This is a genomic window from Sorangium sp. So ce1153 (assembly GCF_051521595.1).
GTDB lineage: Bacteria > Myxococcota_A > Polyangia > Polyangiales > Polyangiaceae > Sorangium.
Map to the genome: position 1 here is coordinate 14,602,265 of NZ_CP150361.1, position 12,728 is coordinate 14,614,992.

The 12,728-nt window shown below is 66.3% G+C and carries 14 protein-coding genes; 6 read left to right on the plus strand and 8 right to left on the minus strand.

Annotation, left to right across the window (positions count from 1 at the left end; all coding sequences use genetic code 11):
- Positions 1-9: 9 nt before the first annotated feature.
- Complete coding sequence (locus tag WME85_RS53245; protein ID WP_437833639.1) at positions 10-282, plus strand: hypothetical protein; 273 nt, start codon at positions 10-12, stop codon at positions 280-282.
- 422 nt (positions 283-704) lie between these two features.
- Here the strand turns inward: WME85_RS53245 and WME85_RS53250 are convergent, their stop codons facing one another.
- Positions 705-1,997 carry a hypothetical protein gene (locus WME85_RS53250; RefSeq protein ID WP_437833642.1) on the minus strand — a complete coding sequence of 431 codons (1,293 nt, stop codon included), beginning with the start codon at positions 1,995-1,997 and terminating at the stop codon, positions 705-707.
- Positions 1,994-2,182: a hypothetical protein gene (locus tag WME85_RS53255; protein ID WP_437833645.1), complete on the minus strand. Its 189-nt coding sequence runs from the start codon at positions 2,180-2,182 to the stop codon at positions 1,994-1,996. Before WME85_RS53255 ends, WME85_RS53250 begins: the two co-directional genes overlap by 4 nt.
- Positions 2,183-2,437: 255 nt before the next feature.
- On the opposite strand from WME85_RS53255, the gene WME85_RS53260 reads away from it, so the two are divergent.
- The 3 genes from WME85_RS53260 (at position 2,438) to WME85_RS53270 (ending at position 5,511) form a co-directional block, all read left to right on the plus strand.
- Positions 2,438-3,562, plus strand: a complete 1,125-nt coding sequence (locus WME85_RS53260) for an IS1 family transposase (protein WP_437833648.1) — start codon at positions 2,438-2,440, stop codon at positions 3,560-3,562.
- Positions 3,563-3,862: 300 nt separating this feature from the next.
- Positions 3,863-5,038, plus strand: a complete 1,176-nt coding sequence (locus WME85_RS53265; RefSeq protein WP_437833650.1) for an ImmA/IrrE family metallo-endopeptidase — start codon at positions 3,863-3,865, stop codon at positions 5,036-5,038.
- 2 nt (positions 5,039-5,040) lie between these two features.
- Positions 5,041-5,511: a DUF4411 family protein gene (locus tag WME85_RS53270; protein WP_437833652.1), complete on the plus strand. Its 471-nt coding sequence runs from the start codon at positions 5,041-5,043 to the stop codon at positions 5,509-5,511.
- Positions 5,512-6,087: 576 nt separating this feature from the next.
- On the opposite strand, the gene WME85_RS53275 is transcribed toward WME85_RS53270, so the two are convergent.
- Together WME85_RS53275 and WME85_RS53280 are read right to left on the minus strand one after the other, a co-directional pair.
- Complete coding sequence (locus tag WME85_RS53275; RefSeq protein WP_437833655.1) at positions 6,088-6,636, minus strand: RNA polymerase sigma factor; 549 nt, start codon at positions 6,634-6,636, stop codon at positions 6,088-6,090.
- On the minus strand, positions 6,633-6,974 hold the full coding sequence (locus tag WME85_RS53280; RefSeq protein WP_437833658.1) for a transcriptional regulator: 342 nt from the start codon (positions 6,972-6,974) through the stop codon (positions 6,633-6,635). Before WME85_RS53280 ends, WME85_RS53275 begins: the two co-directional genes overlap by 4 nt.
- A gap of 549 nt (positions 6,975-7,523) precedes the next feature.
- Here WME85_RS53280 and WME85_RS53285 point away from each other — a divergent pair.
- A complete protein-coding gene (locus WME85_RS53285) occupies positions 7,524-8,489 on the plus strand; it encodes a hypothetical protein (RefSeq protein ID WP_437833661.1) in 966 nt (321 codons plus the stop codon).
- Positions 8,490-8,496: 7 nt separating this feature from the next.
- Here the strand turns inward: WME85_RS53285 and tnpC are convergent, their stop codons facing one another.
- The 3 genes from tnpC to tnpA form a co-directional block, all read right to left on the minus strand.
- A complete protein-coding gene (gene tnpC / locus WME85_RS53290) occupies positions 8,497-10,110 on the minus strand; it encodes an IS66 family transposase (RefSeq protein WP_437830012.1) in 1,614 nt (537 codons plus the stop codon).
- 121 nt (positions 10,111-10,231) lie between these two features.
- Positions 10,232-10,603: an IS66 family insertion sequence element accessory protein TnpB gene (gene tnpB, locus WME85_RS53295; RefSeq protein ID WP_437626068.1), complete on the minus strand. Its 372-nt coding sequence runs from the start codon at positions 10,601-10,603 to the stop codon at positions 10,232-10,234.
- Positions 10,600-10,941 (minus strand): IS66 family insertion sequence element accessory protein TnpA, encoded by a 342-nt coding sequence (tnpA, locus tag WME85_RS53300; protein WP_437830011.1) that lies wholly within the window; start codon positions 10,939-10,941, stop codon positions 10,600-10,602. The genes tnpB and tnpA overlap by 4 nt, the downstream gene beginning before the upstream one ends.
- On the opposite strand from tnpA, the gene WME85_RS53305 reads away from it, so the two are divergent.
- Positions 10,926-11,405, plus strand: coding sequence for a hypothetical protein (locus WME85_RS53305; protein WP_437833664.1), 480 nt, complete (start codon positions 10,926-10,928; stop codon positions 11,403-11,405). The two genes, tnpA and WME85_RS53305, sit on opposite strands and share 16 nt — an antisense overlap.
- A gap of 707 nt (positions 11,406-12,112) precedes the next feature.
- Here the strand turns inward: WME85_RS53305 and WME85_RS53310 are convergent.
- The gene (locus WME85_RS53310) at positions 12,113-12,703 is read right to left on the minus strand and encodes a DUF1835 domain-containing protein (protein ID WP_437833666.1); all 591 of its coding nucleotides are present in this window, start codon (positions 12,701-12,703) and stop codon (positions 12,113-12,115) included.
- Between the last annotated feature and the right edge of the window lie 25 nt (positions 12,704-12,728).

A 12,728-nucleotide genomic window follows, 5' to 3' on the forward strand; every position in this document is an offset into this window, starting at 1 on the left:
AGATCCGCGATGACGACGACCGAACCCATGATGCAGAAGGAAGAGGGCAGGGTCACGACGAAGATCGAGGAGAGGACCGGCAAGGTCCCGTCGGGCGCCTACCTCGGGCTGGCGATCGGCTCCATGGTGCTCTCGGCCGGCTTCATGCTGGCCGGCAAGAAGCAGATCGCGAACTTCGTCGGCCAGTGGGTGCCATCCCTGCTCGTGATCGGCCTGTACAACAAGATGGTCAAGCTCGAGCACGAGCTCATCGGATACACGCCCTCTCCCTCGTATCGCTGAAGGCGACCTGTTGCGGGCGGCCCCCGAGCGCATCGCCCGCAAGGGACATCGACCCCGGCCACGTCGGTGGTGGCCCAATTTGCCTCGGAGTGATTCACATGAAGGCGGGAAGGCAGGAAGATTTTTGATCTTTTCTTCCCGCCTTCCCGCCTTCATGTTCAAATCCGGCCACCACCGCCACGTCGGCTCTGGATGATGACGTCCCGATGTCGCGCGACGACGGATGCCGGCCGGATGACGACGAATGCCGGCCGGATGACGACGGGTACCTCGCCGGATGACGACGGGTAGTGGTCGCGTTTGCCTGAAACGCGACCACCCCTTTCCAGCTGCGACCACCTGGCGGAGCACCGCCTGCCGCGTCCACCCGGTCCGCGAGCCGCTGGTCATTCAGGAACGCCGGAACTTTCTTTCCCCGGCAGCTATGGACGGCGGACCCTTGTCGCGGCGGCCCGACGCGCTTTCCGAGTGCCGGTGTGCTTGCCGTGGGCATGCTGCGCGGCCTTCGCGCGCACGAGCTCTGCGAACCGTCGAGGCCCAGGACGCGTCAGCAGCTTGTCGAGACCATAGCTGTCGAGCATACCTAGCGCCTGGTTCAGTCCGGTGCCAACCAGCGTCCCTCCGACGAGACCAGGTGGCCCGCCGGCAACGGCGCCGAGAACGCCGCCAAGGAGGCTGAACGACGTCAGCCGCACCGCCTTGAACCAGCTGCGGTCCTTGAGCGGTGTCGTCGTCATCTGTGACAGCCATGCGCGTGCGACCGCCTCCGAATTGCGCGGGTCAGGCTGGGACCAGAGCCATTTTCGGAGTTCCTGCGTCGCGGGGTGGCTGCGGAGCGTCGCGATGTCGGTCATCTCGATCACGCCGTTTCTGATGAGCGACGGAATGCTCGGCACGCCCTCTAGCGTCAGGCCATATTCTACCCCAGTCGCCGCGTTCGGTGCCCGAACGATGTCACCAAAGCGCAGGAGCTGCTCCCAGCTCGTGCCACTCTCGTGAAAGTCGAACTCGCAGTCATAGAGCACGACGCCCTTCGCGATGTCCTCTGCGATACTAGCTAGCCTCGCGCGGTGTCCGTCGTCGAGCTCCCAGCGCGGGCGACTTGGGTCGAAGCCGTACCGACGCAGCGCTCCGCTGTCATAGGCCGCGCGCACTGCATCGGTGGCATCGTGGGGAACGTTCTGCGCTGGCAGATGGGTGCGCTCGATCGCGAGTTTCGCTAGTCGCTCGACCTTCGGCCACGGCTGTTCGAGCCAGCCACCCTTGAGCCCCATCTCGACGGATGCTTGCGGATCGGAGTGCGCCGGGCTGTCGTGGTTGCCTGGCGTCAGCGGGTCGATCTGGGCTCCTTTTAGTGGAGCCTTGAGCGCATAATTGAGCGCCGGTCTCCACAAAATGAATTGGAGCGCACCCTCTTCGAGGAGCTGTTCGACTCCCGCGATCCCAAACCCGTCGATGAGCCTGCAAAGAACGACGTTTTCGCCCCAGACGTGGTTGCAGACAGCCGGAGAGACCATGAGCGCCTCCGCTGTACGCAATCCCTCCAATGCCATCGCGATGCGGACGGCCCTGAGCGCACCAGGTGGCCTCTGCGCCGTGTCCTTGTGCCAATACTGGACGATTTCGCTCCAGCCAGTCGTATAGAGAGCCTTCGGGAGCCTCAGCTCTGCCGCCGGTAGCGCTCGCGCCCGTCGCTTCTTCTCGCTTCGCTTCATCGTGTGATGCCCCACCCCTTTTGCGATTGGCTCGCGGTGCGCGACCTCGTCCAGTGCTCGTGGTCCATGATCCGCTCCAGGCGGCGCAGCTGCTGCGATGGCCGCTTCCCGCCGGGCGCTTCGGGGAGCTCCACGACCTTCGACAGGGCGTGGCCGCCGTTCTCTAGGATGAGCCGCACGCGCATACGGCGACCCTACCATGGGCCCGGCGCGCTCCGACAGCGCTCATGCGGGACGGCGCGAAAGACCCTTCAAAACCGCTGTAATCGAGCGCGTCGCGCTGTGACATGCGATGTCCTAGCCCCCAAGAAAAGCCGGAAAACATAGGCTTGCGATGCTAATTTAGGTCCTAAGCAAGGCGCCTCCCTCTGGCTGGTACCCGGAAGGAGGCTGCGGAACGCCGAGCGGTAGGGCCGCCCTGCGCACGTCGCACGCGCATCATGGGCCCCCGTTCGGGGAGAGGCAAGGGGCCCGTGCCGAACGTGCTTCCGATGGAGACCCGCGTGCGCATCGCGTCCGCGCTGGTCGAGGGGACGAGCGTGCGTGCTGTCGAGCGCCAGACCGGCGTCGCGAAGAGCACCATCCTGCGCTTCGCCGTGGAGCTCGGCGAGGGCTGTGCGCGCCTGCACAACCGGCTCGTGCAGGGGCTGTGCGAGCCCGACATCGAGCTCGATGAGCAGTGGTCCTTCATCGCGAAGAAGGACAAGCGCGTGACGGCCGAGGACCCGGCCGAGTACGGCGACGTCTTCACCTTCACCGCGTTCGCGAGGCGGTCGAAGCTGGTGATCTCCTACGCCGTGGGGAAGCGCGACCAGGCGACGACCAACGCGTTCCTGGCCGACCTACGCGCCCGCGTGCTGGTCGTCCCGCAGATCACCAGCGACGGCCTCTCCGTGTACGTGCCGGCCGTGGACGCGTCGTTCCGCGGCTGTGCGGACTACGCCATGGTCATCAAGCAGTACGGCTACAGCAAGAGCCCCGACCACAAGTACGAGCCCGCGCGCGATGCCAGCTTCATCCGCAAGACGGCCGTGTTCGGTGCACCCGATCCGAAGCGGATGAGTACGTCGGGCGTCGAGCGGTACCACCTCACGGCGCGGCACATCAACGGACGCAAGCGCCGGCTCTCGCTCTCGTTCAGCAAGACGCAGCGGAGCCATCGCGCCGCCGTCTCGCTCTCGGTCTGCACCTACAACCTAACGCGCGTCCACGCCTCGCTGCGCGTGTCACCCGCGATGGCAGCGGGGATCGTCCAGGAGCTCTGGTCCGTCGAGGATCTGGTGCGGGCCGCTCTGGCGGAGCCTGCCGCCGCGCTACCCGTCCCGCAGGCGCTCACCCTGCCGGCGCAGACCGGGCCGGTCCGGCAGCTGCCCGGGGGCAAGGGGTGGCTCAGGCTCGTCTCGGGCGGGTCCTCGCCGTCGGCTCCGTCCGCCCCGCAGCCGCGGCCCTTGGGGGCCGTTCCGGTTCCGTCGGATCCGACGGAACCGGAACCGCCGCCGTCAGAGCGACCGCCGCCCACGCCGGAGCCGAAGCGCATGGTGCAGCTGAGCTTGTTTGAGGACTGAGACGCGGTCCGCTTCCTGCCTCCGTACGCGTAGGCACTTACGCCTGCGAACGGAGCTACGCAGTGGCGAGCCGCTGGATGTTACAGATATTTACAACGCGCCCGTGGTGCTCGCGCTGCGCTGCGCCGAGGGCCAATGCAGCGCCGGCGAACCTCTGTGTATCCGCCGAGTTTGCTACGTGCGCGGCGCGGGGGCGGCATGCGTAGACGTCCGCGACGCGTTCGTGCGCCCAGGGCTAAGCTCAAAGAAGTTGCGCGGCACACAACGAGCGAGGCATCATTGGCACCAGGTGCCGACGCCGTGCAGAGCCCCGACGCCCTCGTTGATCCCGAGTTGCTAATCTGGGCACGCACGTCCATCCACTACACCATTGATGTGGCAGCCAAGCGGATGGGCCTCCCGCCTGATCGCCTTGCCAAATGGGAAGCTGGGCACGAAAGGCCAACGATAGCTCAACTTCGCAGGTTGGCGGAGATATACAAGCGCCCTTTGGCAGTGTTCTTTTTGCCTTCTCCGCCGAAGGACTTCTCAGCGATGCGCGACTTTAGGCGCATCACTCCGATCCGCCAGCCTGAACCGTCTCCGGCGTTGGCGTACAACATGAGACTTGCATGGGAACGAAGGGAGTTTGCGTTAGAGCTAAACGAAGACGATAGCGCCGCGCCGCCGATTGACATTAAGGCCGACTTGACCGACAGTCCGGAGGTAGTCGGCGCACACATAAGATCGTGGCTTGGCGTGTCTATCGATGAACAATTCTCGTGGCCTAACGATCATGCCGCATTCTCTGCGTGGGAGATGGCTTTCGAGCGTCGCGGCATCCTACTGTTTCAGACCGCAAAAGTCTCTTCTGCCGAAGTCAGGGGCTTCTCCATCGGGGCCGACGTACTCCCAGTGGTTGTTGTCAACGGCAAGGACACGCCGCTCGGTCGGATCTTCACCATGTTTCATGAGCTGGCGCATATCCTGCTTAGGGACAGCGTCATATGTGATCTAAGCGAAGACGCAAACAAGCGCGCGGACGTAAACGAAGTCGAAATTTTCTGCAACAAGGTCGCAGCAGCGGCGCTAATCCCTACGGCGTCCATTGAACGAGATCCGGCGGTAGCACAATGCTCGTCGAACGCTCGATGGAGAGATACCGATCTGGCTCGAATCGCCAGAAAGTATTCTGTAAGTAAAGAGGCGATGCTCCGGCGCCTCGTTGATCTAGGACACGCGTCCCGCGAGTATTACAAGGAGAAGCGCGCCGAGTTTGAAGCGCAATACGCCAGCATCGATCACGAGCGGCGCAGCGGAGGCCCCATCCCGCAGCATGTGCTCGTCCTTAAGCGAAATGGGCTGTGCTTCTCTCGAATGATTATCTCGGCGCTTCGACAGGGACGCATAACATCCCATGATGTCTACAGCCACCTTGGGCTTAAGCCCAAATACATAGACGACATAGATATCGAGCTTTTGCAGAAGCGGGCGTAGCAATGGGCGTTCCTCGACCGAGGTACTGTTTCGATACTAGCTCCTTGATGGAGCCATGGAACCATCGGTACCCGATCGGGAGCTTCCCCACATTCTGGCAGAAGCTTGATCTACTGATCGAAGAAGAGAGGATGCTCGCGATAGATGAAGTTCGCGAGGAAATCGCAAAGATAGACGACGGGCTGAAGGGGTGGTGCAAGGAGCGCAATCACGTCTTCAGGCCGCTTAGTACTGTTGTGCAGCTTGAGGCCAAGCGTGTCCTGCGCGAGTTCCCTAGGCTCACCGACACCGTAAAGGGACGCGGGAAGGCCGATCCGTTTGTTATTGCGCTAGCCGGCCTGACTGGGACCGTCGTCGTCACGGAAGAGGCTGGCAGTCTCAAGAACCCGAAAATCCCAGAAGTGTGCTTCGCGCTGAAGATACACTGTACCAATGTTCTTGGGCTGATCAGGGCAGAGGGGTGGAGCTTCTAGACGAAGACCTGGTCGACGGCGCCAAGCGCCTGGATGGTGCCGATCGCGCGCCGTGCGCCTCGGCGACGGCTTCGTATTCGGTGTGCGTCCTGGGATCGCGCCCTGGCTACCCCCAGGTGCGCCAGATCATCCGCGAGCGGCGCCGGCGCCCCGGACCCTTGCGGGCTGCGATGTCAGCGAGGACATCGGACGGGGCGCGGCCCTCGACCTCGCCGATCATGTCGACGATCAGATACGATCGCAGCATGAGGGGCGACGAACGAGCCCGAGTAGAGTGCCCGGTGTGCGAGCGGTGGTTCATCCTACGCGAAAACAGGACCTTCCCCGTTCATGGGCCGCACAGGAAGCGGTGCCACGGCTCGGGGCGAATGTACGTACCGCCTCGCGGCGGCAGACGGCGAAGCCGCAGCGTTCCGACGTCCTGAAGATGAATGCGCTTCGGCCACTCAGCGAGGGACCCAGGGATCAGGCAGCAGGGAGGCGCTTCGCGGCGCGTGTGCGCAGCGCCAGGCGTTGATGGCGTGACTGTGGCGGGATGCGGCAGAGGATCGTGGAATGATCGCGGGGAGAGACGAGCTACCGGCGTCGCCTCAGCTTCCGCGCGAGGCGGGCCCGCGCGAGCCGCAGGCGACTGCCCGCCGTGCCGAGCGGGATGCGGAGGATGCTGGCGATCTCGGTGCCGCCGTGGCCGAGCGCGGCGAGCACCAGCACCTCGCGAGCCCAGAGCGGCATCCCGGCGATCGCCATGAGCGCCTTGGCGGCGTCGATGCGCTCGCCGACGTGTCCAGGGTCGACGCGTTCCTCGCCCGAGGTCGCCCACGGGTCTTCGACCGACACCTCTCGGCGACGGAAGGCGCGCTCGTGGTAGTGCGTGCAGTGGAACCTGCACACGCCGAACAGCCAGCGCTTCAGCGCGTCCAGAGGTTCGCGCGCAGGGTCGGGTCTGTAGCGCCCGGTCTGGGAGCTCATCCAGGCCCCGAGCACGACGTCCTGAACCACGTCGCTGAGATCGACGACGGGCACGCCGAGACCGCGCAGGGCGCTGCGGATGAACGGCTCCTGCGCGACGATCTCGGCGATGTTCAGGACGCGCGCGGGGCCGGCTTGATGGCCCCACGCGCTCATGGGGCTCCTCGGCCGCACGTCGGGCAGCGGTCAGCAGCGACCGGCCGGCCTAGGAGACGCTCGATCGTGGTTCCAGCCGCACGCGCGGCGCGCATGGCGGTGCCGGGCGACCCGGCGTACTTGCCCGACGCGATCGCGCGGATCGAACGGGTCGGCATGCCCATCACCTCGGCCAAGCAGGCCCAGGTGCCGTACAGCGCACGCAGGTTGCGCAGTGCGGCGCGGAGCCGCATGCGCTCCACGTCGGAGAGGGAACGGGTGACGCAGAGGCGTCGGCGGCGCGCGGGCGCACCTTCGCCTTCTTGCTCGCCCGAAGGCGAACGGACTACGGTCAGCATGTCGGACTCCGGGGATTCGGGGTTCGGCCACGCTGCCCGGGGTGTTACCAGCACCCGCGGGCAGCACTACTTCGGCCGGAGCCTACGGTCCGGAATCCAACTGCGACCACCTCAATCAGGCTGAGGCGTCAAACGCGACCACTACCTGACGACGAGCTCCCCGCTGGATGACGACAGGTCTCAGCCCCGATGACGATCGCTCCAGGCCGGATGACGACGGCTCCGCGCTCGATGCCGACGTGCCCCGGCCGGATGACGACGTCCTCCGGCCAGGTGACGACAGGGGCCAGCCCGGGTGCCGACGCGTCCCTGCCGGATGACGGTGGCTCCGGGCAGGATGACGACAGACGCCACCTCGGATGACGACGGCTCCCTCCCGCAAGGACGACGCCCTCCGCCGTGGCGCCGACGGGCCCGCGCACCGCGCACGGCGCGTGTCGGCCGCCGCGCCGTCGTGCTCCACCGGCAGGCGCCCGCCCCGCTCGCCGGCGCCATGGCCAAAACTTGCCAACCCCTCGACCTACCGCGTCACGCGCCTAGCCTGCGCGGATGGCCAAACCTACCTCTCCTCCCGAAGAGACCGACGACAACCACCCGACGCTCGAATCCCTCGCCGACCGGCTCGGCACGCCCGAGCCGGGCCTCCTCGAGGCCCTGCTCGACGGCACGACCGGAACCCAGCTCGTCGAGCGCGGGCGGCAGATCGCCTCCTCGCGCGTCCTGACCGACATGCGCCGCCTCTACGCGACGGCGCACGCGTGCTGGTCGAGCGCGTCGAAGGACAAGCGGGAGAAGCTGCGCGGCTTCTCGCCGGAGCTGCTCGCGCTCGCCGTGGAGCAGGCGCTGGCGCTGGAGCGCATGCTCGAAGCCCACGAGAGCGCCGGTCAGAAGAAGGACGCCACGCGCGCCACGAAGGACGCGGCCCTGCGCGACGCGCTCTCGCGCGCCCTCCTCCTGCGCGACCAGGCCTACGAGGTCCTGCGCGGCGTCGGCGGCTCGGGGAAGGAGCCGCGCGAAGAGCTCGCGCAGGCGTACGGCACGGCGGAAGACCCGGCCGCGCTCGCGCGCGGGCTCACCCAGCTCGCCGCCCTGGGCAAGCGCTACCTCGCGCAGAAGAAGGGCCCTCTCGCCGTGCGCGCCAGGCTGATGCGCCTCGACCAGGATTACGTGTATGCGTTCTGTAGAGCCCATCCTCGCGTGGTGCGCGCCGTCGCCATAGATTCGCGGCGCGATGCGAGAGCAACCTACGGCGAAGGGTGGCGGGGAGCGGCAGAGCGCAGGGCAAGCCGCGGTGGGCACCGGCGCCGCGACCAGCGTGGTCGTCCGCAGGCGCGCCACGACGCCGAGGGCGGCCGATGCTCCTGCGCAGCCGGAGGCACCGAGAGGGCGCCGGGCGCCACACGCCGACACCGCGAGCGTAGAACAGGCCGCGCCAACACGCCGAAGCCGGCGAGCCTCGCCCCCGGCGGCCGGCACAGGGGCGTCCGCGCCCGCAGCGGTGGCCAGCGAGGCTGACCAGCGCTCAGCTGGGCGCCGCAGCCGGCGCGCGGGGCCACGGGGTGGCCGCGAGCCGCTGCCGAGCGTCGGTGTTCTCGAGGGTCTGCTTCCAGGACTTGGGAGCGAGCTCGATGACACGCTCGGGCGGCCAAGTGCGCAGCAGGATGAGCACATCGCGCAGGTAAGCCCAGGGCTCGATGCCGTGCAGGGCACAGGAGGCGATGAGCGACACGATGGTGGCGTTCCACTCGGCGCCGTCCTTGCTGCCCACGAAGAGCCAGTTTTTCCTGCCCACGGCTTCACGGCGGAGCTCGAGTTCGCTCCGGTTGTTGTCCAGGCGGAGCCGGCCATCCTCGAGGAAGCGGGTGAGCGCGGTCCATTGGTTGAGCGCGTAGCCGATGGCAGCAGCGATGGGACTCCTCGGCAGGACGAGCAGGTCCTCTGTCTCAAGCCAGACGCGGAACGCAGCGAGCACGGGCTCGGCAGCCGTCCGGCGCTGCTCGGTTCGGCGGCTCGGGGGCAGCTCCCTGGTCGCCTTGTCGATCGCGTAGAGCTTTTGAATGAACCCAATCGCCGCCGTCGCGCGCTGCGGGTCAGAGGTCATCGCCTCGAAGAACTTCCGCCGGCCATGGGCCCAGCAACCAACCTCGGTCACCTGCTCGGTGCGGAAGAGCTTCTCGTAGACATTCGATGCGTCGGCCTGGACATAGCCTTTGTATCCGCGCAGGAACGCTTTGGGGCCATCCTGGTTGTGATGAGGCGTGAATCGGAACAGGACGTGATCGCGGTCGGCCACCAGGACCCAGAAGTGGCCCCGCCGGCACTTGTCCTTCGCTTGCACGAGCACGCCGGTGGCATCGATGGCGATGCAGTGCGCGCTCAGAGCGTCGTTGGCCATCGCCCCCACGAGGGGCGCGAGCTTGTCGGCGCACGCGGCGACCCAGCCACACAGCGTCGAGCGCGACAGGTGAAGACCCCATCGCTCGAACATCTTCTCCTGCCGGTGAAGCGGCAAGTGGTCTGCGTACTTGCTCACCAGCACGTGTGCGAGCAAGCCCGGGCCGGCAAGGCAGCGCGGGATAGGACTGTCGGGCATGTCGGCGATCGTAACGCCTTGCTCGGGCTCACCTTTGACCGCGAACTTCGGCCTGACGATCTGCAGGCGCACGAAGCTTGCGGGCCGCCACTCCAGCGTCTCCGACACCTCCTCGCCGATGCGGACCAGCGCGGTCGCGCGCTCATCGCGCGCCTCTGGCGGCAGCAGCTCGATCCGCTCGACAGGCAGGTGCTCGGGCAGCTTCTGCCGTCCGTGCGGGCGGACTTGGCGCCCCTTGTCCTCGCCTCCGGGGGCGCCGGATGTGCCATCCGGCGCTGCGCCGTCGCTGGCCTCCGGCGGCCTGGTCGCGCCCGCATCCGGCTGCGCACCTGCGCCCGCGAGTAGCTGCACGATCGCATCGAAGGCGAGCTGCGTCTGCGCGGGGTCGACGTGCTCGGCCTTCTGACCGTAGATGTGGCGGCGAAGCCGCTCCAGCTCGATGCTGGCGAGCTCGTAGAGCTTACGGTACTCGTCCCGCTCGTGGGCGGCGCGCGCAAGCTTGTCCTTCAGCTCGCAGATCTGCTCTTCGACCGACGTGCCCACGACGCGGTAATTACTTATGAATCTCCGTATTTTGAAGAGGGTTGTCGTAGGAAAATGATGGGCTTTGAACGGAATGCAGCGCTGCGCGCTGCCCGTGAGAGCGCGACGCCGTCAGGTCAGATCAGGGCGCCGGAGGCGGTGCAGCCTCGGCGAGGCGAATCTCTCGCCGCATCTTCGAAGGTGGAAGGGCGATACCTTCAAGGATCTTCGCGAGCTCGGCGGCGTCGATGACCACGCTCGTGGCTCCCGGCGTGACCGCGCGCGGTGCTCGAAACGTCCCGCGCTCGAGCCTCTTGTACAGAAGGCAGTAGCCGCTGCGGTCCCACCACAGGGCCTTCACGCGGTCGGCTGCCCGGTTAAAGAAGAGGAACAGCGCCCCGGAGAGCGGGTCCTGCCGCAGTACCTCGCGTACAACGGCGGCGAGGCCGTCGAATGACCGGCGCAGATCGAGCGGCTCGGTGGCTACATAGATCGCGACGCGGCCGGGGATCATCGCGTGCCTCCGAGCGCACGAACAACGCGTGCCAGCGTGTCCTCGTCAAACGTCGGCGGGACGCGCACGACTGCGCCGTCCGGGAAGACGATCTCCAGCGTCGCGCCCAACGAGGACGCCGTAGCTCCTGCCGGGGCGACCACCACGGGGAGCAACGTCGGCAGCGTCGCCTTCTCCGAGCGCTGCCGGTACTCGCTCCGCTTCATGCCCAGCCGGCGGCTCCACGAGTACAGCGTGCCGGCGTTGACCCCCTCCTGCTCCGCGAACACGCGGGCGGAGCGCCCGCTCTTGTGCCAGCGCGCCACGCGGTCGCGCCAGATCCGTGTGCTCTCGTCCATCGACACCTCCAGCGCGCGTTTCTACGCAACCCAGAGGCTCGGAGACAGGATGGGGGTCGCAGCACGGATACGATTACGTCGAGCGCCTCGAGGAGACCGCCAGGGAGCTCACCCAGGCGGCGAAGACCGCGGCCGCGCGCCCCGCGGGCCAGAAGGTCACGAGCGGCGACCTCGACCGGGCCGACGGCATCAACCTGATCCTGCTCGAGCAGATCGTGCGGGTGTTCGAGCGCGCCAACGAGCAGGATCCGACCATCCCCCGACTCGTGCCGATCGCGACCCGGCGGCTCTTCAGCCGGAGCTCCAGGAAGAAGGCCACCGGCGCGCCGAGCGGCGGGACCACCGGCGCGCCGAGCGCCGGGATCACCGGCGCGCCGAGAGGTGGTGCCACCGGCGGCGGCGCAAACGGCGGTACGCCGCCAGCGGAGGACGACCCGCTCGACGACGACGGCGCGCCGATCTGAAACCAGAGCACCCCGCAGGGAGTGCACGGCGCTGCTCCCGGCGCGGTAGTACCGCAGTCTCGTTCCTACCTCAGCCCCTCGCACCTGCCGACGGCGGCCCTTAGAGCCGAGCGAGCCGGCCATCTTCGCGCAGCACCCAGGGGGCTGAAGGCCCGTACGCCTCGGTCCCGGCGATCGGTAGGCTTGGCGCGTCCGTGAGCTGATCGAGCCCCTCGTCTCGGAGCCGCATGCCACGTTCGGTGAGGCGATACACCTCCGAGAGCATCAGGTAGCCAGCGTTAGGCGGCTTTGGTCCAGGCGCACGCTCCATAGCGGCGCTCGACTCGTGCCCTGCCCAGTGCTCCAGCCGGCGTGGTAGGAACATATCACCGGTGCAGGAAAGGAGATGCCACAGGTTCATTTGCGTTTCCGATTCGTGGGCGAGCAAGGCTAACGGGGTTTTCCACTCCGTCGAGAGGAGGGCAAAAACGAGCTCGTCGAATCGGCTGAGGCGCAGGGATCCCTCCGCGGTCTCTCTCGGGAAGAAGCAAGAGAGAAGCGCCCACAAAGGGGCAAGCTCTAGAGCGACAAACGAGTTGAAACCACGAGAAAAAGCAGGAATTTCACAGGGAGGCGGGGAGGCGGGGAGCGAGAGACGGCAGGAGAAAGAACTTCACTTTTTTTCTCCCTCCCCGCCTCCCCGCCTCCCTGTGAAAATTCTCCGGGTTTCAACGTGATCGGTGTCCTAGAAATCCTTCAACGCCGCGGACGCAGCTCTCAACGAACGGCAACGGGTTCTCATCAACGTAGCTGTCCCAGAGGCTAACGGCGCGATCGTACCGCTCGCGCGGCCAGGGGCACGCTCTGTCGATGCGTGCGAGGAGAACCTCGTCCGGATGATGGGACACTGACTCGGAACAGGTAAACGGACGAGTCAGCACCTCACGGCTCGCTGCTCTCGATGGTGGAACTGGTTCAAAATCTAGAACAAATATGTCTTTATGTGAGAACCCAACCTGGCGCAGCCAGCTACAAGTCCTCCAGAGGTTCACCCGTTCGTGAAGACTCGCCGATACCCACAAGACGATGGGGGATTCCCAGTGGACATCCGACGAATAAACCTTGTCCCATTCTTCAGCCGAATTCCACCATGCACGGCGTGTCCGGACATGCTCTGGGGCATCCCGACGACTCGGGCCGATGATAAGGCGATCGGACGCGCGTACAACATTGGTCGCACCAATCTGCAACAGCTGCTCCGTGGTCAGCCCATCGAAAGCGACATGTGTAGCTCCGCCAATGTCAACAATATTTGACATGTTCAATAGAACCCGCACTGATAGC

Bases quoted from the DNA above. Each gene is read 5' to 3' on its own strand.
- WME85_RS53245 (WP_437833639.1), top strand. From the start codon at position 10: ATGACGACGACCGAACCCATGATGCAGAAGGAAGAGGGCAGGGTCACG.
- WME85_RS53250 (WP_437833642.1), bottom strand. From the start codon at position 1,997: ATGAAGCGAAGCGAGAAGAAGCGACGGGCGCGAGCGCTACCGGCGGCA.
- WME85_RS53255 (WP_437833645.1), bottom strand. From the start codon at position 2,182: ATGCGCGTGCGGCTCATCCTAGAGAACGGCGGCCACGCCCTGTCGAAG.
- WME85_RS53260 (WP_437833648.1), top strand. From the start codon at position 2,438: ATGGGCCCCCGTTCGGGGAGAGGCAAGGGGCCCGTGCCGAACGTGCTT.
- WME85_RS53270 (WP_437833652.1), top strand. From the start codon at position 5,041: ATGGGCGTTCCTCGACCGAGGTACTGTTTCGATACTAGCTCCTTGATG.
- WME85_RS53275 (WP_437833655.1), bottom strand. From the start codon at position 6,636: ATGAGCGCGTGGGGCCATCAAGCCGGCCCCGCGCGCGTCCTGAACATC.
- WME85_RS53280 (WP_437833658.1), bottom strand. From the start codon at position 6,974: ATGCTGACCGTAGTCCGTTCGCCTTCGGGCGAGCAAGAAGGCGAAGGT.
- WME85_RS53285 (WP_437833661.1), top strand. From the start codon at position 7,524: ATGGCCAAACCTACCTCTCCTCCCGAAGAGACCGACGACAACCACCCG.
- tnpB (WP_437626068.1), bottom strand. From the start codon at position 10,603: ATGATCCCCGGCCGCGTCGCGATCTATGTAGCCACCGAGCCGCTCGAT.
- tnpA (WP_437830011.1), bottom strand. From the start codon at position 10,941: ATGGACGAGAGCACACGGATCTGGCGCGACCGCGTGGCGCGCTGGCAC.
- WME85_RS53310 (WP_437833666.1), bottom strand. From the start codon at position 12,703: ATGTCAAATATTGTTGACATTGGCGGAGCTACACATGTCGCTTTCGAT.